Source organism: Pseudomonas sp. TH07 (genome assembly GCF_016651285.1).
In the GTDB taxonomy this organism is placed as follows: Bacteria; Pseudomonadota; Gammaproteobacteria; order Pseudomonadales; family Pseudomonadaceae; genus Aquipseudomonas.
In genome coordinates, this window is record NZ_JAEKED010000001.1 from 7,199,618 (window position 1) to 7,217,226 (window position 17,609).

The window sequence follows — 17,609 nt, forward strand, 5'->3', positions numbered from 1 at the left end:
GCCAACTTGAGAGTGACTGTGTACCGACCTGGTAAGCAGGCCGATACACAAGGCGCGGTGGTCAGTTGCCCAGGCGCGCGGTGACCTCGTTCAACTGCCCCGACAAGCCATGCAGGTTGCGGCTTGCCGCTTCGGTGCGCTGCACGTTGTCCAGATTGGTACTGGCGATGCTGGTGATCTCGGTCAGGTTGCGCGAAATGTCCTCGGCCACCGAGGTTTGCTCTTCCGCGGCCGTGGCGATCTGGCGGTTCATGTCACGGATCGCCTCCACGGCCACGGTGATCCGCTCCAGCATCGCCCCGGCCTGGGTCACTTGCTCGACGCTCTGCTCGCTGCGTGACTGGCCGCTTTCAATGGCCTGGGCGGCGTCCACCGCGCCGGTCTGCACGGTCTGGATAATCTGGTTGATCTCGATGATCGAGGCCGCCGTGCGCTGCGCCAGGCTGCGCACTTCGTCCGCCACCACCGCAAAACCACGCCCGGCCTCACCGGCGCGGGCCGCCTCGATGGCCGCATTCAGCGCCAGCAGGTTGGTCTGTTCGGCAATCCCGCGGATCACCTCCAGCACTTTGCCGATGCGCCCGCTGTCGGTTTCCAACTGGCGAATGACCTTCGCGGTGTTGGCGATTTCGCCGCGCATCAGGGTGATGGTGTGGATGGTGCCCTGCATCACCTGTTCGCCCTGTTGCGCCGAGTGATCGGCATCGTCGGCCGCGCGCGCCGCATCGGCGGCGTGGCGCGCCACTTCCTGGGCCGTGGCGGACATCTCGTTCATGGCCGTGGCCACCTGGTCGGTGCGGTTGAACTGCTCATTGGTGCCCTGGGCCATCAACCCGGCAATGGAGCTCAACTCGCCGCTGGCGCTGTCCAGGTCGGAGGTGCTGCGTTGCAGGCGGCTGAAGGTGTCGGCGAGGAAATCACGCAGGGTGTTGGCGGCCATGGCCAAGCGGCCCAGCTCGTCCTGGCGGTCACTGGCGACACGTTCGGCAAAACGGCCCTGGCTCAGTTGCGCGACATACTCGATCAGGGTGCGGATCGGCTGCACCAGGTTGCGGTTGACCAGCCACAGGCTGAACAGGCCGATCATCAGGCCCGACGCCAGCATCACCAGAATCCCGATCCAGATGGTGCGTTCGGCCCCGGCGCTGATCAGCAGCGACTGCTGGTCGCCCTGCTTGCGCAACTGGCCGACCAACTCACTCATCTGCTCGCTGGTAGCGCGATCCAGGCCCTTGACCGCCACATCGCCGGCCGCCGGATCGGCACCCGCCGCCACATAGGCATCGCGCCCTTTCTGATAGGCCGCACCGAGCTGGCGATGCTCTTCGCGCAGGCGTTCGACCTGGCTCTTCAACTGCGCGTCGACACCTGGAGCCATCGCCAACTGGCCCAGAATGCCCTGGACATCGCTCTGGCGGTCTTCGAACAATTTCCAGTATTTGCTGCGCTCTTCAGGCTGTTTGCCGCGCAGCAGGACGTTCTTCCACTCCTGGACCTGGCTCTTGAACTGCAGGTTGGCCTCGTCGATCAGCTGCGAAGTGTGCAGCGGCCCCTCGATCAGATTGCGATAACTTTGCACACCATTGGACAGGAAGTTGAAACACGCCAGGGCGATCAACAACATCGCAAACAGGCTGCCGCTCAACAGGGCGAGCGTTTGCGCGCGCAGGGATTTTTGCAAGAACATCAAATGAGATCTCATGGCAGGGATGGAACACATCCGAAATGGACGTGGGTGGCACACAGACATCCCTGTCAGGGCAATCGACGACGGGCCGATGCTCGACTGCTGTGAGCGTGATCGGCGCGCAGCAGGCTTTCTTGAGCGCCTCCGACCACCGGTAGCAGGGCGCGCATTCTGCACCTGAAACTGTCACAAAAACATCAAAAAGCCTTGCGATGATAAAGCCCAAGTGAACCTGTAAAACGCCTACAGGTGCAGGCTGTGTGAAAACGTAGCGAGTGAAGGCAAGACAAGGCAAAAACAGGCGAGGAAGCGGAGTTTACTGGCTGTAAATGAGCATTCCGAGCCTGTTTTTAACGCAGTATTGCCAAACGCAGTCGTTTTCACACTGCCTGCATGGCTTCCCTCCAGCGAGACTCCATGAACCACAGCATCGACCAAAGCCATCGCGATTCCGATCTGTTCGGCCTGTTGTACGGCTTCAGTTTTCTCCCGGGGCAAGCCGGCCGCGAGTTGGACTCGGCCAAGGCCCTGGAATGCCTGAAACAAGCGGGGGACGGTGAAGAGTTTCTCTGGCTGCACCTGAACCTGGCCCACGCGGCCTGCGAGCGCTGGATGAAGGCTCACCTGGAATTGCCTGAAGAGTTTTTCGAAGCGCTGCATGAAGGCTCGCGCTCCACCCGCATCGAGCATGTGGACTCGGCACTGCTGGCGGTGGTCAACGACGTGGTGTTCAACTTCAGCAGCATGGTCTCATCGGATATATCGACCCTGTGGGTCTGCGCCCGCAGCCGCCTGATTGTCAGCGCCCGCCTGCAACCCCTGCACTCGGTGGACAAGCTGCGCTCCTCGGTCAAGGCCGGCGAGCGCTTTCGCTCGCCCCTGGAACTGCTGGTGCACCTGTTGCGCGACCAGGGCGAGGTACTGACCCAGATCGTGCGCAAGACCAGCCAGAGCGTGGACCAGATCGAAGACCAACTGCTGGCGGCCCGGGTCTCCACCAACCGCGCCGAACTCGGGGCCATGCGCCGGGTGCTGGTGCGCCTGCAACGCCTGCTGGCACTGGAGCCGGGCTCGCTGCTGCGGCTGCTCAACCGGCCGCCGCAATGGCTGCAGAAGGAGGACGTCAAGGAGCTGCGCAAATCCACCGAGGAGTTCGCGCTGATCATCAACGACCTCACGGCCCTGGGGGAGCGGATCAAACTGTTGCAGGAAGAAATCGCCGCCAACCTCAACGAACAGACCAACCGCACCCTGTTCACCCTGACCGTGGTCACCGTGCTCGCGCTGCCGATCAACATCATCGCCGGCTTCTTCGGCATGAACGTGGGCGGCATTCCGTTTTCCGCAGATCCCGAAGGCTTCTGGATCCTGGTGGCCCTGGTCGCCACCTTCACCCTGTTCGCCGGCCGCTGGGCCTTTCGCAAACGCCAGGACTACTGAGCCAAGGCCCGCTGGCCCCAGATGCCCCTCATCACCCTCTGACCACCACAGCACCTGCCTCGGCCGGCGCCACAAGCCCCGTAGCCGCTGCCGAGCCCGCGACGCTGCGCTGGCCTTGCATGACACCCCATACCCCCGACGGCCGCGGCGCCTGAAACGGTATGCAGAAAGGCCCATTCAGATCAGCGGCCCTCCCCAATCGCACAAACACTGACCTGACGCAGTCTCTCTGTAACATTTGGCAACGATCATGGAGCCCACTCCTCCCCTCCACAGGATTGTCCGGCAATGGCCACCCCTTCCCTGACTGCCGCCGCCCCCTCTTCCGCCCGCGAAACCAAGCCCCAGCTGGATAAAAAGGCCAGCCCCTTCACCCTGGTGATGTTTTTCGCGGTACTGGCCATGGGCTTGCTGTTCACCGCCTACAGCCTGATGCACGACATGCACGAACTGGGCACCACCGTGACCACCTGGACCCCGTTCCTGCTGCTCGGTGTTGCGCTGCTGATCGCCCTGGGCTTCGAATTCGTCAACGGTTTCCATGACACCGCCAACGCCGTGGCGACGGTGATTTACACCCACTCGCTGCCACCGCATTTCGCCGTGGTCTGGTCGGGCTTTTTCAATTTCCTCGGGGTGCTGCTGTCCAGCGGCGCCGTGGCCTTCGGCATCATTGCCCTGCTGCCGGTGGAGCTGATTCTGCAAGTCGGCTCATCGGCCGGCTTCGCCATGATCTTCGCCCTGCTGATTGCCGCCATCCTGTGGAACCTCGGCACCTGGTGGCTGGGGTTGCCGGCGTCGTCGTCCCACACCCTGATCGGCTCGATCATCGGTGTCGGCGTGGCCAATGCCCTGATGCATGGCCGCGACGGCACCAGCGGCGTGGACTGGGGCCAGGCCACCAAAGTCGGGTACGCCCTGCTGTTTTCGCCGCTGATCGGCTTCGCATTCGCCGCCCTGCTGCTGTTGGCCCTGCGCCTGTTCGTGAAGAACCGCGCGCTGTACAAGGCGCCCAAAGGCAACACCCCGCCGCCGTGGTGGATTCGCGGCATGCTGATCCTCACCTGCACCGGCGTGTCCTTCGCCCACGGCTCCAACGACGGCCAGAAAGGCATGGGCCTGATCATGCTGATTCTGGTCGGCACCCTGCCCATGGCCTACGCGCTGAACCGCACCATGCCGGCCGACCAGGCCCTGCAATTCGCCGCGGTGGCCGAAGTCACCCAGCAGGCCCTGAGCAAAGGTTCGCCCCAGGCGGCGCCCGCCGATCCGCGGCCGATCCTTTCCGATTACGTGCGCAACAAGCAGGCCACGCCTGAGCTGATCCCGGCGCTGGCGGCGCTGGCCGGCCATATCGGCAACGAAGTGAAGGGCTATGGCTCCCTGTCCAAAGTGCCGGCCGAGGCCATGGGCAACGTGCGCAACGACATGTACCTGACCAGCGAAACCATTCGCCTGATGGACAAGAACAAGGTCGGCCACTTTGACGCCGACACCCAGGACAAGCTGCAGCTGTTCAAGCAACAGATCGACAACGCCACACGCTTCATTCCGCTGTGGGTCAAGATCGCCGTGGCCATCGCCCTTGGCCTTGGGACCATGGTCGGCTGGAAACGTATCGTGGTGACGGTCGGTGAAAAGATCGGCAAGACCCACCTGACCTACGCCCAGGGCGCCTCGGCGGAAACCGTGGCCATGCTGACCATCGGCGCCGCCGACATGTTCGGCCTGCCGGTATCGACCACCCATGTCCTGTCATCGGGCGTGGCCGGGACCATGGTCGCCAACGGCGGCGGGCTGCAGATGCGCACCATCCGCAACCTGCTGATGGCCTGGGTCCTGACCCTGCCGGCGGCGATCCTGTTGTCGGGCAGTCTGTATTGGTTGTTTACCCAACTGTTTTGAGCGGGCGTGTAGTTGTCAGGCTCGGGCTGCGCTTGGCCGTGGGTTGAGGTGGGTCGGGGTATCAGGGAGGGAAATGGTGCATCCGACGGACAGCATCCGAACGCGGCCCGAGTCTGCGGCAGCGGCTACGGGTGTAGCCGCCGTGGTGTTCAGGAGGGAAACAGCTTGCTCAGGCAAGCCAGTTTTTCTTGTAGGAGCGCCGGGCCTCCAGCGCCTGTTCGAGGGTCACCGCGACGAAGCGGGCCTTCTGGTTGGGTTGCATCTGGCCGATCAGGTCGAGGTCGGCACTGATCACGGTGCCGATCATGGCGTAGCCGCCACCGGACACCGCATCCCGATGCAACACGATCGGCTCGAGCCCCGCAGGCACCTGGATCGAACCGATCGGGTAACAGCTGTCGACGATGTTCGACGGATCGGAGCCGGCACCAAACGGCTGCTCCCGCGGCTGAAAACCCAAGGCACTGCCGCCCTTGAAGCGATAGCCGATCCGGTCAGCTTCGGAGCCCACGGTCCAGGGCTCGGCAAAAAAGCTGACCTTGGCCGCCTCGCTCAAGCGCTCGTAATACAGGCCGGGCACCACCCGCAGCCTGACCTCGCCACCCAGGGACTGACGCAAGGCCATGGGCAAACTTGCACCGGCCCGGCTCTTGCCGCTGTCCACACCCACTGGCAACTCATCGCCGACGGCCAACCGCCGCCCCTGAAAACCGCCCAGGGCGCCGAGGGTGTAAGTGGAACGACTGCCCAATACCAGCGGCACATCGATGCCGCCGGCCATCGCCAGGTAAGCGCGGGCGCCGGCCTTGGGAAAGTCGAAGCGCAACACTTGCCCGGCCTTGACCGCAAAGGCCGTGTCCAGGTGCATGTCCACCCCATCGAGCTTGGGCGTCATGTGCGCGCCGCAGACCGCCACCAGGGCATCGCGGCAAAACTCCAGCTCCGGCCCGACCAGCGTGCACTCCAGCGCCGCCGCACCCGGCGGGTTGCCGACCAGTTGGTTGGCCGCGCTCAAGGCGTATTGATCCAGGGCCCCGGACGGCGGAATACCCAGGTGGTAATAGCCTTCGCGCCCCAGATCCTGCACCGATGTGGCCAGGCCCGGTTTGATGACCTTGATCATGCCAACGCCTCCTGTAACGACTTCGGATAGCCGACCGGGTCGGCGAGAAAGGCATCGAGTGAAAACTCCACCGGCCGGATACGCAGGTCGAAACGGCCGGCCTCCACCTCGGCCACCGCCAGGTCGTAGGCCTCGCGGTCCATGGCTTTGAACTGGACGATGTCGCCGGGGCGGAAGAACACCATGTGCTCCTTCAGATACGCCAGGGTTTGCTCGGGGTCGTAGATCGGTGCCGGGGTCACGCCAAACATCTGATAACCGCCCGCCCCGCGCACCGAGTAGATGCAGCCGAAACAGCCGCCGTGGCCCAGGGTCAGCTTCGGCGTATCGGTGCGCGGCCGCAGGTATTTGGGCACCTGCAACTGGCGCTCGCGCTCGACCATCTGGAACATGAACGGCAAGCCGGCGACAAAGCCGACCATCGACACAAACCAGGGCGCGCCACTGTGGGCCGCGATAAACGCCTCGACGTCGGCCAGGCCGTTGATCCGCGCGGCGTACTCAAGGTCCGTGGCGCTCGGGTCCTGATGGCGGTCACGAAAGCGCATCAGGGTTTCGTGGGTCCAGGGATCGTTGTACAGCACCGGAATCTCGATGATCCGGGTGTGCAAGCTGCGTTCGGCCACGGCTCCGGCCTCGGCGCCGCGCACCGCTTCCAGCAGCGCCTGGGGAGCAATGCGGTCGGGGTCGAAACGGATCTGGAACGAAGCATTGGCCAGGCATATGTCCAGCACCCCATCCAGGGCCAGGCGCTCCACGGCGCGGGTCACGGCCATGCCCTTGAAAAACGCCTCCAGGGACATGCTGTCGCTGACCTCGGCGAACAGGTGCTCATCGGCACCAAAGCTGTAGCGAATCGCTGTGCTCATGCCTCACCTGCCCGGCACTCAATCACCGCAGGTTGGCCCGGGACCGGTACGGCCTGGGTGGTAACACTGTATTCGGCCATGTCTGTTCCTCTTGGAATACTTGTAGAAAGGCAGGCAAAAAAATTCAACGCGTTGAGCAAAACCCGAGGTCTGCGCACTGGGTGTTTCAGGGCATCAGCGCGGCGCGCGCACCTCGATACCGGCCTGGTCCAGCGCCTGGCGAGTGGCCTGGACCAAGGCCAGGGCGCCGGGGGTGTCGCTGTGCAGGCAGATGGAATCGAAGGCGATGGGCAGGTCTTGACCTTCGACCGTGCGCACCAGGCCGCTCTGGCAGGCGCGCAAGACCTTGGCCGCGACTTCGCCAGGATCCAGCGCGCGCACTTGGCGGGTGAAGACGATGGAGCCGCTGAGGTCGTAGTCGCGATCGGCGTAAAACTCACGGATCACCGGTTGCCCCAGCTCGCGGGCTACGCGCCAGATCACCGAATCGGGCATGCAGTACAACAGCAACTGCGGCTCCAGGCGTTGCAGGTTTTCCACCAGCAGCCGCGCGGCCTGTTCATCCCGGGCCAGGTGCATGTACAGCGCGCCGTGGGGCTTGATGTGTTGCAGCGGTACGCCTTGGGCCCGGGCAATTTCCCGCAGGGCGCCGAGTTGGTAGAGCATGTCGTCGACCAGTTCCTGGGCCGGGGCATGGATGTGCCGGCGGCCAAAACCCACCAGGTCGCGGAACCCCGGGTGAGCACCAATGGCCACCCCCAGGCGCTTGGCGGTCTCGACCGTGCGGCGCATGGTGCCGGGGTCGCCGGCATGAAAGCCGGTGGCGATATTGGCTGAACTGATAAACCCCATCAGCTCGGCGTCGACGCCATCGCCGATGGTCCAGGGGCCGAAGCTTTCGCCCATGTCCGAATTGAAGTCCACTGCCTGCATCACCGTTGCTCCGCCTGTCGTGACTGGTTGCAGGCAAAATTAGGCTGCGGGCCGACCCCTTGGGAAGATCTATTATCAGATAGGGTATCTTCTGAAAAACAGATAATACTGTAGCCGCCGCAGGCTGTGCTGGCCCCGGTGGGCGATGCAGAGCTTTGGGTTTATCGGTGCCTGTTCGGGACAGCGCAGCCTCGCGGGGCTCGGCAGCGGCTACGGGCGGTTATTGGATCAATGTGGGTGGTTTGAGGAGTTGTTGATGTCTTTGACGTTGCGTCAGGTGCGCTACTTTGTGGCCACTGCTGAGATCGGGCAGATTTCCCAGGCGGCGATTCACCTGAATATTTCCCAGTCGGCGGTGACCACGGCGATCAAGGAACTGGAAGCCATGCTCGCGGTGCAGCTGTTCGTGCGCTCGGCCCAGGGCATGAACCTGACCGATGCCGGGCGGCATTTTCTCAACCGCGCCTACGTGATTCTGCGCAGCGTCGACGACGCCTTGAACAGCCCACTGCCGGACTACCGCGCCAGCGGCGTGCTGCGCCTGGCTGCAAGCTACACGGTGATCGGCTATTTCCTGCCCCATCACCTGCAACGCCTGGAACACTGGCACCCGGACGTGACCATCGAGGTCCACGAGCAGGAGCGCCAGGCCATCGAACAAGGTCTGCTGGAAGGCCGCTTCGACATGGCGGTGGTGCTGACCGCCAACCTTACCCACCCGGCTATCGTCTCGGAGATTCTGTTCAACTCCGAACGGCGCCTGTGGCTGCCCAGCCACCACCCGCTGTGCGAGCGGGCGGCGGTCAGCCTGGCCGACGTGGCCCGCGAACCCTACATCCTGCTCACGGTGGATGAGGCTGAACAAAGTGCCATGCGCTACTGGGAACACGCCCGGCAGCAACCCAAGGTCCGGGTGCGCACCAGTTCGGTGGAGGCGGTGCGCAGCATGGTGGCCAACGGCAGCGGGGTGGCGATTCTGTCCGATCTGGTGCATCGCCCCTGGTCACTGGAGGGCAAGCGCATCGAGACCCTGACCGTCACCGACCCGGTCACGCCCATGAGCGTGGGCCTGGCCTGGCACCGCGAGCGGGACTTCACCCCGGCGATGCAGGCATTGCGTGATTATTTCCACGATGCGTTTCTGGCACCGCAGCAGTTGTCGGCTCGGCGCTGATCAGCTCAGGGGCAAGGGGTGGATGGCACTTGCGCCCAGCGCCGAGCGGTACTGGCAATGCTCTGCGCCAGTTGCCCGATGGCCTGCTGGTGCGCCAATACCAGCGCCTCCAGTTCGACACCGGCCGGCTGGCGGATCTGGCTGCTGCAGGTCAGGCTCCGAGCCTGTGCGCCCTCGCCGCGCAGGCGCAGGCTCCATACCACATCGATCAAGGCATAGCGCCCCGGCAACGAATCAAAGCGTCGCACATCCGTCTGCAGCGACAGCACCGGGCGCCCGGCCTGCTTGGGCAACCCTTCGAGGTTGCGTGTCCCCAGCCTCACCTCCAGCTGGCTGGCCAGGGCGTCATGAAACTCATCCACCAGCGGCGCACTCCAGCGCTGGGTTTCCAGAATCGCCAAGGTCCCGCCATCCTGGCGCACCACCAACTGTGGCTGGTCGACCTGGGCCGGAATGCGCACCGTCGCCATCTCGAATTGAAACCCCGGCGCCGCAACGCCGGCGGCGGCCCCTTCGGCCACGGGCGACATCAGCGTGTAATAACGGGTCGGCGCCGAACTGCAGGCTGCCAGGCCCACTACCGCACTCAACAACAGGATGGGGGTTTTCATGGCTGGGCTTCCGGCTCGGGTTCACGAACAGAGGATGACGTGGATTTGTAGGCATCCGGCTGATTGTCCTTGAGGCGACCGCGAATCAACGACTCGGGATGGCGGCTGAGGAAGTCGGTCAACACCCGTACCGAACGCGCAGTGCGTTGCACTTCATCCATCGCCTGGCCCAGGCGCAGGCGCTCTGGCGAGTCCTCGGAAAAGCTGTCGTTGGCGGTGGCCAGGGTTTTCCGGGTCTGCACCAGGGTATCGCGCATCTGCGGCAGCACCTCGCCGTTGACCTGCTTCAGGGTCTTGTTCATTTCCCCGAGGCTGGAATTGAGGTTGTTGGCGATGGCATCGAGCGGCAATTTGCTGATTTTCTCGACCACTTGCTGCACTTGCTCCTGCAGCTTGTCGAGGCTGCCCGGCACGGTCGGAATCTCCAGCGGCTTGGCATTCTGATCGAACGCGACCGGCTTGGCGTTGGGCATGAAGTCCAGGGAAATCAGCAATTGCCCGGTCAGTAGGTTGCCGCTGCGCGCCTGGGCCCGCAGGCCGCGCTTGACGAAGCCGGCGATCAACTCTGCTGAGCGCGCCTCGTCCTCTCCGCCCCATTCCTTGAGCAGCTTTTCCTGAACCTTGCCCAGGCGATTGGGATAGATCACCACGCCGACCACGGTCCAGAAGTCCTTTTTCTGCTCGTCGAAATCCAGGTTCATCGACACCACTTTGCCGATGTTCACCCCCAGGAACTCCACCGGTGCATTGATCGCCAGCCCGCGCAACGGCTGGTCAAAACGCATGCGCATGTAGCGCGGCTCGCCATCGGGCGGGGCCAGCGCGGTGTCCTGGTCGTCGAACAGGGTGTAGGTGGCGTTTTCGGCGGCAGGTGCCGGGTTCGGGCTGTACTTGGGTTCGACAAAGGCAATGCCGCCCGCCAGGATCGACGACAGGGACTCGGTGTTGACCTTGAGCCCGTTGGCCCCCAGGGTCACGTCCACGCCGCTGGCGTTCCAGAAGCGCGAATCGGTGGTGACGTACTGGTCATTGGGCGAGTTGACGAACACCCGCACATCCACCCCTTTGCCATCGCTGGCCAGTTGATAGGAAATCACCTGCCCGACCTGGATCCGCCGGTAATAGACCGGCGAGCCGATGTCCAGCGAACCCAGGTCATCGGTGCGCAGGGTGAAGCGCTTGCCCTGCTGGCCGTAGGTCACCGCCGGCGGGATTTCCAGGCCGACGAACTGTTTGCTGGTCTTGCCTGATTGCCCGGCGTCGGCGCCGATGAAGGCCCCGGAAAGCAAGGTGTCGACCCCGGAGATACCGTTGGCGCCGATACGGGGTCGCACCACCCAGAACATCGAATCGTCGGCGGTGAACGGCTGGGCCGACTGATCCAGTTCGACGGTGGCGTTGACCTTGCTGCGGTCATCGCTCAGGGCAATGGCGGTGACCTTGCCGATCACCACATTCTTGTATTTGACCTGGGTCTTGTTGGCTTCCAGGCCTTCTGCGGTCAGGAAGCTGATGGAAATCTGCGGCCCGGCCGACAGGGAGTTGTTGATCATCATCGACACCCCGACCAGGGCCGCGACAATCGGCACCAGCCAGACCAGGGATACGTTGAAGCGCCGTGTCCTGACCGCCGGAGTGCCTGGGGCAGGCGATTGCTTGGAACCTGGATCATCAGACATCTTCCACCTCTACATCCCAGATGAGCCGGGGATCGAAACTCATGGCCGCCAACATCGTCAGCACCACAACCAAACCAAAAAACAGAATGCCCATGCGCGGCTCGATCGAGCTCAGGGCGCGGAACTGCACCAGCGCGGCCACCAGCGCGACCACGATCACGTCGAGCATCGACCAGTAACCGATCACTTCGATAAACCGATAGAGCCGGGCGCGCTCGCGCATCGCCCAATGGCTGCGCCGCTGGCAACTGATCAGCAGGGTCGCCAGGGCAAAGAACTTGATGCAGGGCACGACCACGCTGGCGATAAAGATCAGCAGCGCGATGTCCCAGGAGCCGTGGCTCCAGAACTCGTAGACGCCGCTGAGGATGGTGTTTTCACTGCCGCTGCCGAACATGCTGGTGTACATGACCGGCAACAGGTTGGCCGGGATATAGAAAATCAGACTCGCCAGCAGGAACGCCCAGGTGCGCGTCAGGCTGTTGGGCTTGCGCCTGTGCACGGCGCCATCGCAGCGCGGACAGTGATGGACGTCTTGCGCGCAGACCTGGCCGCAGGTATGGCAGAGCATCAATTGCAGGTCGCGGGCATAGGGTGGCGCGCTCATCAATAGCGGCCCTCCAGGTCGTGCCAGAGCCGGCGGATGTCTTTGCCGGAAATCAGGATAATCAGCACCGTCAACATCGACAGCGCCCACAGCCCAAGGCCCGGGTGCACATCGAGCATGCCCGCCAGCTTGACGATGGCCACCAGGATGCCCAGCAGGCACACCTCGAGCATGCTCCAGGGCCGCAGGTGTTCCAGGGTGCGCATGCACATCTTGAAGCCCGGCGCGGCGCGGCCGACATTGGCAAAGCCCAGCAACCAGCACAGCAGAACGATCTGCAGGCAGGGGGCAAGGATAATGGTCAATCCGGTGACAGCGGCAATCAGACTGATCCGCCCATAGGCCAGGGCCTCGACCGATTGCCAGAGGGTGGCTTCGTTGCTCAGGCCTTCGAGGCTGATCTTGATCACTGGAAAGGCGTTGGCGAACACAAACAGCACGGCAGCGGTAATCGACAGCGCAAACAGCTGTTGCACGCTCCAGCGGCTGGCCCTGGCGAGCACTGCGCCGCAGCGTGAACACTGGGCCGTCTGGCCTTTGCCAAGCGGCACTGATTGATACAGCGAATCGCAGTGCTCGCAGATGATCCAGGATGGAGAAAGGGTCATGGCCTTCAGCTAGTCGAGGGAACAGCAGATTCGGTTACATGAACCGGCACATCGTTTCTATCAATCATCACCCTGGCCGGTTCCAGGCTCCAGGCCTGCAGCCCCAAGACCGAGTGCGCTTCGCGCGTCACCCTGAAGGTCGCTATCAGGGCTCTGCATCGGGCTGTTGCAGGCTGCAATGCAGCATAGCCAACTCAAGCGCGGGTTGCTGTTTAAAGCAACGCCGCTTCTGTTGACTCTGACTGAGGCGCCGCGACGCTTGGCCATCGACTCTCGGCAGCGGACTCTATGACCCAGGCCCGTGACATTAGTTCGCCATTCGCAGGCGCATCAGGCGCTCCCGCGCCAGGTCGTACAGCCAGTGATACAGGTAGGTGTACGGCAGGAAAAACAGCAGCACGCCGATATCCAGCAGCAAGGCCTGCCACAGGCTGACCTGCAACCACCAGGCAATCAGCGGCACGCTGACCGCCACCAGCCCGCCTTCGAACAACAGGGCGTGCAAGACCCGGGTCCAGGGGCTGTGGCTCAACGCCAGGCGCTTGAGCAAGCGATCGAACACGCTGTTGAACACCACGTTCCAGGCCAGGGCAATCAGACCGATGCCCAGGGTCACCGCGCCCATGTTCACCAGGGGCTTGTCCATCAACCAGGCCAGCAACGGCGTACAGATCAGCAACGCCAGCACTTCGAAGCCAACAGCCTGGGCAACGCGTTCTTTCAGGGATTTCTGGGAGTTCATGGTCCGGCTCCAGGGGTGAAGGTGGTTGCCATGATCCAATCAAATACCGATACTTCATAACCAATAACCATCGACCAAGGCGATAGTTCATGGCTTCACATGAAGTGCTGCTGGCGTTTGTCCAGGCGGCCACCCAGGGCTCGTTTTCCGCTGCCGCGCGCAAGCTGGGCAAGAGTCAGTCGACCATCAGCGCCGCTGTCGCCAGCCTGGAGATCGACCTGGATGTGCAGTTGTTCGACCGCAGCAGTCGCAAGCCCGGGCTGACTCCCGCCGGGCATGTACTGCTGCAGCGCGCCGAAGAGATCCTGGCGGCCACCAGTCGCCTGGAAATGGCCGCCAGCCAATTGTCCCGGGGCGTCGAGGCCAAGCTGACGGTGGCGCTGTCCGACACCTATCAATCGGACCGCTTCGAGGCTTCCCTGCAGGCGTTCGAACAACGCTATCCGGACCTTGAACTGGAATGCCTGATCGCCGAATGCGAGGACCTGGTGGAACTGGTGCAACGCGGGCGGGCACAGATCGCCTTCGCCGAAATGCAGCCCAGCTACCCCACGGACCTGGATTGGGCCACCGTCGATGAACGCACCGAAATCGCCCTGTTTGTGTCGCCGCAACATCCCCTGGCGAGCCTCGCCAAAGTCGACAAGGAGACCTTGCAACAGCATCGCGAACTGCGCCTGGCGACGGTGATCAACCCTTACGAAAGTCGTGCCCGGGGCCGCGTCTGGTCGGCCCCCAGCTACCTGATGCTGCTGGAAATGGCCCAGGGCGGTTTCGGCTGGGCGCCCTTGCCACGCTGGCTGGTAGAGCGCTTCGGTGCGGGCAGCCTGCATGAACTCGACGCCCGCGGCTGGCCGCGCCAAGTGGCAGTGGATGCTCTCTGGTCACGCCTGCATCCGCCCGGCCCGGCAGGCAGTTGGCTGCTGGGGCAGATGCTTGAGTAAGGGAGCCAGCCTGTAGCCGCTGCCGCCAGGCTCGGCTACAAGGACGGCGGCAGGGCAGCGAGGCGGCGTTCGAGAAAGCGGCGTTCGGGGTCTTGGCGGGTCAGTTGCAGGGCCCGCAGGTACGCTTCGCGGGCCTGTTCGTCGCGGCCCAACTGGCGGCAGAATTCGGCCCGGGCCGAGTGCACCAGGTGGTAATCCTGCAATTCGCCACGGGCCAGCAGCGCCTCGACCTGCTCCAACCCCGCCTGCGGACCGTCGCGCTGAGCGAGGGCCACGGCGCGGTTGAGTTCGATCACCGGCGATGGCAGCGCCCGCAACAGCACGTCATACAGGCCGACAATCTGCGCCCAGTCGGTCTGCCCCGCTGTCGGCGCCTCGGCATGCACAGCTGCAATCGCCGCCTGCAGGCAGTAAGCCCCGAAGCGCCGGGTGCCCAGCGCCCGCTCGACCAGGGCGCAGCCTTCGACGATCAGTTCGGCGTTCCACAGCCGCCGATCCTGCTCATCCAGCAGCACCAGCTCGCCAGTCACGGAAACCCGCGCCGGTCGTCGCGACTCATGCAGCAGCATCAGCGCCAGCAGGCCCATGACTTCCGGTTCCGGCAGCAGCTCCAGCAACAACCGCCCCAGGCGAATGGCCTCGCGGGTCAGCTCGTCACGGGTCAGCTCAGTGCCGACGGACGCCGAATAACCCTCGTTGAACACCAGATAAATCACCCGCAGCACGCTGTCCAGGCGCTCCGGCAGCTCACCCAGGGACGGCACCTGATAAGGAATTTTCGCCTCACGGATCTTGGCCTTGGCCCGCACAATGCGCTGGGCAATAGTCGCCGGGGCCGTGAGAAAGGCCCGGGCAATCTGTTCGGTACTCAGGTCGCAGATCTCGCGCAGGGTCAACGGCACTTGCGCATCCGCCGCCAGGGCCGGGTGGCAGCAGGTGAAGATCAGCCGCAGGCGATCATCTTCCACATCGTCCTCGCTCCACTCGGTCTGCTCCAACTGTTCCAACTGCCTGGCCAGCGCCGCCTGGGACGCAGCAAACCGCGCGCGCCGGCGCAGGCCGTCAATCGCCTTGAAGCGCCCGACCGAAACCAGCCAGGCCCGGGGGTTATCCGGCACGCCATCGCGCTGCCAACGTTCGACCGCGACAAAAAACGCCTCGTGCATGGCCTCTTCAGCCAGGTCGAAATCCCCCAGCAGGCGTATCAGGGTCGCCAGGATGCGCCGCGACTGCTCGCGGTAGACCGTCTCGACCAGTGCCGGGACGGCCTGCCCCGCGTGCCTGGGCATCAGTCCGGCATGCCTTGGGTGACCAGGGTGACCAATCGATCCAGGCTCTGGCCCCAGCCTTCATGAAAACCCATTGCCTCATGGGCCTTCTGATCGGCTTCGCTCCAGTGCATGGCGCGCGCGCTGTAGAGGGTCTTGCCATCGACTTCGTCGAAGGTCACTTCGGCGGTCATGAAGGGCTTGGCCGAGGGGATCCAGCCCGGGACAAAGGCGTCGGTAAACACCAGCCGGCGCGGCGCGACGATCTCCAGGAACACCCCCATGGTCGGGTATTCCTGGCCGTCCGGCGCACGCATCAGGGTGCGAAACTGGCCACCGACCCACAGGTCCATCTCGCATTCGGGCGTGGTCATGCCATGGGGACCCCACCATTGAGCGAGCAGGGCTGGCTCGGTCCAGGCACGAAACACCTTGCGCCGAGGCGCATCGATCAGGCGGCTGATGGACAGTTGGTACTGGGCAGGCGCGTGGCCTGCTTGCGCATGAGTCATGGTCAAACTCCTGTTTATGGTTGTTATCAGGGATTCAATTGACGTACCGGGCGCACCTCGACGCTGCCGACCCGCGCCGCCGGAATATGCCCGGCGACCTGGAGGGCTTCGTTCAGGTCCCGGGCCTCGATCAGGTAGAAACCGGCCAGTTGCTCCTTGGTTTCAGCGAATGGGCCATCGGTGATCGACAGCTTGCCGGCGCGCATGCGCACCGTGGTTGCACTCTGCACCGACGCCAGCGCCTCGGCGGCGAGCATGCGGCCGCTGCCCTGCACCGCTTCGGCGTAAGCCATGCATTCGGCGTCCGCCGGGCTGTCGGGCAAGCTGTGCAGCAACTGTTCGTCGCTGTAGACCAGGCATAGGTATTTCATGGGGGCTCTCCATGATCGGGCTGATCAACTATGGCCGCTGTTGGGCGCTTTGCCGAAAAACCCGACGATCAGGGTTGCAGGTCGAACTGGGTGCTGCCGCTTTGCATGTCGAACGGTGCCGACCAGTGCTCATGCCGCACCCGCCACTGTCCGTCGATACGCTGGTAACCGGCACTGACCCGCATCCAGCAGGCCTTGGTCTGCCCCTGCTCATCAGTACCGCCGCAATGGGCCAGCCAGTGGGCGAAGGCGATGTCGTCGGCGGCCACGATCTGCAATTGCTCGAAATCGAAAATCCCCGGCCCGGGGCAGAACTCCATGCACGCCTGCCAATGATCGCGGTAGGCCTGCTTGCCCTTGAATTGCAGGGCGCCCACCGCGTCGAAGGCGGTGATGTCATCGGCGTAGTAACTGACGATGCGCTCGATATCCTTGGCCATCACCGCCTGGCGCCAGGCGTCGATCAGGCTGCGGATCTGGGTTTCACTGGGGTGCATGCTCATGGGGGTACTCCTTGCCATTGAGTGAAGACACCCTTAGTCGTCTGCGCGCCCCGCCAATCGACATGCCCAAGAAAAAAAATGCGCACGCACCGCAAATCGCTAAAATCGACGCCCCTCCAAAAACAACATGGACAGTGCCTTGACTACCCGACTGGTGCCTTACGAACAGCTCGACGCCACCCAGCGCGAGCTACTCGACGGACTTGAAGTACACCCGGAACAAAAGGCTTTTTCCGGCGACATCTACACCGCCCTGCATACCCTGCTCAAGGCGCCGGAGCCGGGCATCAAGGGCTTCGCTCTGCTCGCCGATGAACGGCCGGTGGCGTTTCTGCTGCTCAAGCACGGGCCATTCCTGCCGCACTGGGCCAGTGCTGGCACCGCCACCCTGCATGCCCTGCAAGTCGACCATCGGGTCCAGGGCCGGGGTTACGGCCAGGCCTGTCTGCAAGCGTTGCCCGAGGCGGCGCGCTTGGCCTGGCCGGAACTCAAGGGCTTGATGCTGTCGGTGGATGCCGATAACCAGGCCGCGCTCAAGCTCTACCTGAAACAGGGCTGGGTCGACAGCGGCGAGGCCTACAAGGGCCGCATCGGCTACGAACGCAGGATGACCCTGAACTTCTAAGGCCGCAG

At 63.7% G+C, this 17,609-nt stretch carries 18 protein-coding genes; 5 read left to right on the forward strand and 13 right to left on the reverse strand.

Annotation, left to right across the window (positions count from 1 at the left end; translation table 11 throughout):
* Positions 1–61: 61 nt before the first annotated feature.
* On the reverse strand, positions 62–1,687 hold the full coding sequence (locus JFU57_RS32795; RefSeq protein ID WP_078470883.1) for a methyl-accepting chemotaxis protein: 1,626 nt from the start codon (positions 1,685–1,687) through the stop codon (positions 62–64).
* Positions 1,688–2,104: 417 nt separating this feature from the next.
* On the opposite strand from JFU57_RS32795, the gene JFU57_RS32800 reads away from it, so the two are divergent.
* Both JFU57_RS32800 and JFU57_RS32805 read left to right on the forward strand, forming a co-directional pair.
* Positions 2,105–3,127, forward strand: a complete 1,023-nt coding sequence (locus JFU57_RS32800) for a transporter (RefSeq protein ID WP_078470884.1) — start codon at positions 2,105–2,107, stop codon at positions 3,125–3,127.
* Between the two features lie 288 nt (positions 3,128–3,415).
* Entirely contained in the window at positions 3,416–5,032 is a 1,617-nt protein-coding gene (locus tag JFU57_RS32805) for an inorganic phosphate transporter (RefSeq protein WP_078470885.1), read from the forward strand.
* A gap of 169 nt (positions 5,033–5,201) precedes the next feature.
* Here the strand turns inward: JFU57_RS32805 and JFU57_RS32810 are convergent, their stop codons facing one another.
* From JFU57_RS32810 to JFU57_RS32820, 3 genes are all read right to left on the reverse strand, one after another.
* Entirely contained in the window at positions 5,202–6,155 is a 954-nt protein-coding gene (locus JFU57_RS32810; protein ID WP_201132034.1) for a 5-oxoprolinase subunit C family protein, read from the reverse strand.
* Positions 6,152–7,024 carry a 5-oxoprolinase subunit B family protein gene (locus JFU57_RS32815; protein ID WP_201132035.1) on the reverse strand — a complete coding sequence of 291 codons (873 nt, stop codon included), beginning with the start codon at positions 7,022–7,024 and terminating at the stop codon, positions 6,152–6,154. The genes JFU57_RS32810 and JFU57_RS32815 overlap by 4 nt, the downstream gene beginning before the upstream one ends.
* Positions 7,025–7,198: 174 nt before the next feature.
* A complete protein-coding gene (locus JFU57_RS32820) occupies positions 7,199–7,957 on the reverse strand; it encodes a 5-oxoprolinase subunit PxpA (RefSeq protein WP_201132036.1) in 759 nt (252 codons plus the stop codon).
* 256 nt (positions 7,958–8,213) lie between these two features.
* Between JFU57_RS32820 and JFU57_RS32825 the strand changes: the two genes are divergently transcribed.
* Positions 8,214–9,131 carry a LysR family transcriptional regulator gene (locus JFU57_RS32825; protein ID WP_078470889.1) on the forward strand — a complete coding sequence of 306 codons (918 nt, stop codon included), beginning with the start codon at positions 8,214–8,216 and terminating at the stop codon, positions 9,129–9,131.
* Between the two features lie 5 nt (positions 9,132–9,136).
* On the opposite strand, the gene JFU57_RS32830 is transcribed toward JFU57_RS32825, so the two are convergent.
* The 5 genes from JFU57_RS32830 to JFU57_RS32850 form a co-directional block, all read right to left on the reverse strand.
* Positions 9,137–9,742: a PqiC family protein gene (locus JFU57_RS32830; protein ID WP_078470890.1), complete on the reverse strand. Its 606-nt coding sequence runs from the start codon at positions 9,740–9,742 to the stop codon at positions 9,137–9,139.
* Positions 9,739–11,421: a PqiB family protein gene (locus JFU57_RS32835; RefSeq protein ID WP_201132037.1), complete on the reverse strand. Its 1,683-nt coding sequence runs from the start codon at positions 11,419–11,421 to the stop codon at positions 9,739–9,741. Before JFU57_RS32835 ends, JFU57_RS32830 begins: the two co-directional genes overlap by 4 nt.
* The gene (locus JFU57_RS32840; RefSeq protein WP_078470892.1) at positions 11,414–12,028 is read right to left on the reverse strand and encodes a paraquat-inducible protein A; all 615 of its coding nucleotides are present in this window, start codon (positions 12,026–12,028) and stop codon (positions 11,414–11,416) included. Before JFU57_RS32840 ends, JFU57_RS32835 begins: the two co-directional genes overlap by 8 nt.
* Positions 12,028–12,636, reverse strand: a complete 609-nt coding sequence (locus tag JFU57_RS32845; RefSeq protein WP_078470893.1) for a paraquat-inducible protein A — start codon at positions 12,634–12,636, stop codon at positions 12,028–12,030. Before JFU57_RS32845 ends, JFU57_RS32840 begins: the two co-directional genes overlap by 1 nt.
* A gap of 307 nt (positions 12,637–12,943) precedes the next feature.
* On the reverse strand, positions 12,944–13,378 hold the full coding sequence (locus JFU57_RS32850) for a multidrug/biocide efflux PACE transporter (RefSeq protein ID WP_201132038.1): 435 nt from the start codon (positions 13,376–13,378) through the stop codon (positions 12,944–12,946).
* 89 nt (positions 13,379–13,467) lie between these two features.
* On the opposite strand from JFU57_RS32850, the gene JFU57_RS32855 reads away from it, so the two are divergent.
* Positions 13,468–14,322 carry a LysR family transcriptional regulator gene (locus JFU57_RS32855; protein ID WP_078470895.1) on the forward strand — a complete coding sequence of 285 codons (855 nt, stop codon included), beginning with the start codon at positions 13,468–13,470 and terminating at the stop codon, positions 14,320–14,322.
* 35 nt (positions 14,323–14,357) lie between these two features.
* On the opposite strand, the gene JFU57_RS32860 is transcribed toward JFU57_RS32855, so the two are convergent.
* The 4 genes from JFU57_RS32860 to JFU57_RS32875 form a co-directional block, all read right to left on the reverse strand.
* Positions 14,358–15,611 (reverse strand): RNA polymerase sigma factor, encoded by a 1,254-nt coding sequence (locus JFU57_RS32860; RefSeq protein ID WP_201132039.1) that lies wholly within the window; start codon positions 15,609–15,611, stop codon positions 14,358–14,360.
* Positions 15,611–16,102, reverse strand: coding sequence for an SRPBCC family protein (locus tag JFU57_RS32865; RefSeq protein ID WP_201132040.1), 492 nt, complete (start codon positions 16,100–16,102; stop codon positions 15,611–15,613). The genes JFU57_RS32860 and JFU57_RS32865 overlap by 1 nt, the downstream gene beginning before the upstream one ends.
* Positions 16,103–16,128: 26 nt before the next feature.
* On the reverse strand, positions 16,129–16,473 hold the full coding sequence (locus tag JFU57_RS32870) for a YciI family protein (protein WP_020295733.1): 345 nt from the start codon (positions 16,471–16,473) through the stop codon (positions 16,129–16,131).
* Between the two features lie 68 nt (positions 16,474–16,541).
* Positions 16,542–16,976, reverse strand: coding sequence for a YybH family protein (locus JFU57_RS32875; protein ID WP_078470899.1), 435 nt, complete (start codon positions 16,974–16,976; stop codon positions 16,542–16,544).
* A gap of 139 nt (positions 16,977–17,115) precedes the next feature.
* Here JFU57_RS32875 and JFU57_RS32880 point away from each other — a divergent pair, with 139 nt between their 5' ends.
* The gene (locus JFU57_RS32880) at positions 17,116–17,601 is read left to right on the forward strand and encodes a GNAT family N-acetyltransferase (RefSeq protein WP_178102945.1); all 486 of its coding nucleotides are present in this window, start codon (positions 17,116–17,118) and stop codon (positions 17,599–17,601) included.
* Positions 17,602–17,609: the final 8 nt, after the last annotated feature.

Bases quoted from the DNA above. Each gene is read 5' to 3' on its own strand.
- JFU57_RS32860 (WP_201132039.1), bottom strand. From the start codon at position 15,611: ATGCCCAGGCACGCGGGGCAGGCCGTCCCGGCACTGGTCGAGACGGTC.
- JFU57_RS32850 (WP_201132038.1), bottom strand. From the start codon at position 13,378: ATGAACTCCCAGAAATCCCTGAAAGAACGCGTTGCCCAGGCTGTTGGC.
- JFU57_RS32830 (WP_078470890.1), bottom strand. From the start codon at position 9,742: ATGAAAACCCCCATCCTGTTGTTGAGTGCGGTAGTGGGCCTGGCAGCC.
- JFU57_RS32870 (WP_020295733.1), bottom strand. From the start codon at position 16,473: ATGAAATACCTATGCCTGGTCTACAGCGACGAACAGTTGCTGCACAGC.
- JFU57_RS32825 (WP_078470889.1), top strand. From the start codon at position 8,214: ATGTCTTTGACGTTGCGTCAGGTGCGCTACTTTGTGGCCACTGCTGAG.
- JFU57_RS32810 (WP_201132034.1), bottom strand. From the start codon at position 6,155: ATGATCAAGGTCATCAAACCGGGCCTGGCCACATCGGTGCAGGATCTG.
- JFU57_RS32820 (WP_201132036.1), bottom strand. From the start codon at position 7,957: ATGCAGGCAGTGGACTTCAATTCGGACATGGGCGAAAGCTTCGGCCCC.
- JFU57_RS32875 (WP_078470899.1), bottom strand. From the start codon at position 16,976: ATGAGCATGCACCCCAGTGAAACCCAGATCCGCAGCCTGATCGACGCC.
- JFU57_RS32795 (WP_078470883.1), bottom strand. From the start codon at position 1,687: ATGTTCTTGCAAAAATCCCTGCGCGCGCAAACGCTCGCCCTGTTGAGC.
- JFU57_RS32845 (WP_078470893.1), bottom strand. From the start codon at position 12,636: ATGACCCTTTCTCCATCCTGGATCATCTGCGAGCACTGCGATTCGCTG.
- JFU57_RS32855 (WP_078470895.1), top strand. From the start codon at position 13,468: ATGGCTTCACATGAAGTGCTGCTGGCGTTTGTCCAGGCGGCCACCCAG.
- JFU57_RS32835 (WP_201132037.1), bottom strand. From the start codon at position 11,421: ATGTCTGATGATCCAGGTTCCAAGCAATCGCCTGCCCCAGGCACTCCG.
- JFU57_RS32815 (WP_201132035.1), bottom strand. From the start codon at position 7,024: ATGAGCACAGCGATTCGCTACAGCTTTGGTGCCGATGAGCACCTGTTC.
- JFU57_RS32865 (WP_201132040.1), bottom strand. From the start codon at position 16,102: ATGACTCATGCGCAAGCAGGCCACGCGCCTGCCCAGTACCAACTGTCC.
- JFU57_RS32800 (WP_078470884.1), top strand. From the start codon at position 2,105: ATGAACCACAGCATCGACCAAAGCCATCGCGATTCCGATCTGTTCGGC.
- JFU57_RS32840 (WP_078470892.1), bottom strand. From the start codon at position 12,028: ATGAGCGCGCCACCCTATGCCCGCGACCTGCAATTGATGCTCTGCCAT.
- JFU57_RS32805 (WP_078470885.1), top strand. From the start codon at position 3,416: ATGGCCACCCCTTCCCTGACTGCCGCCGCCCCCTCTTCCGCCCGCGAA.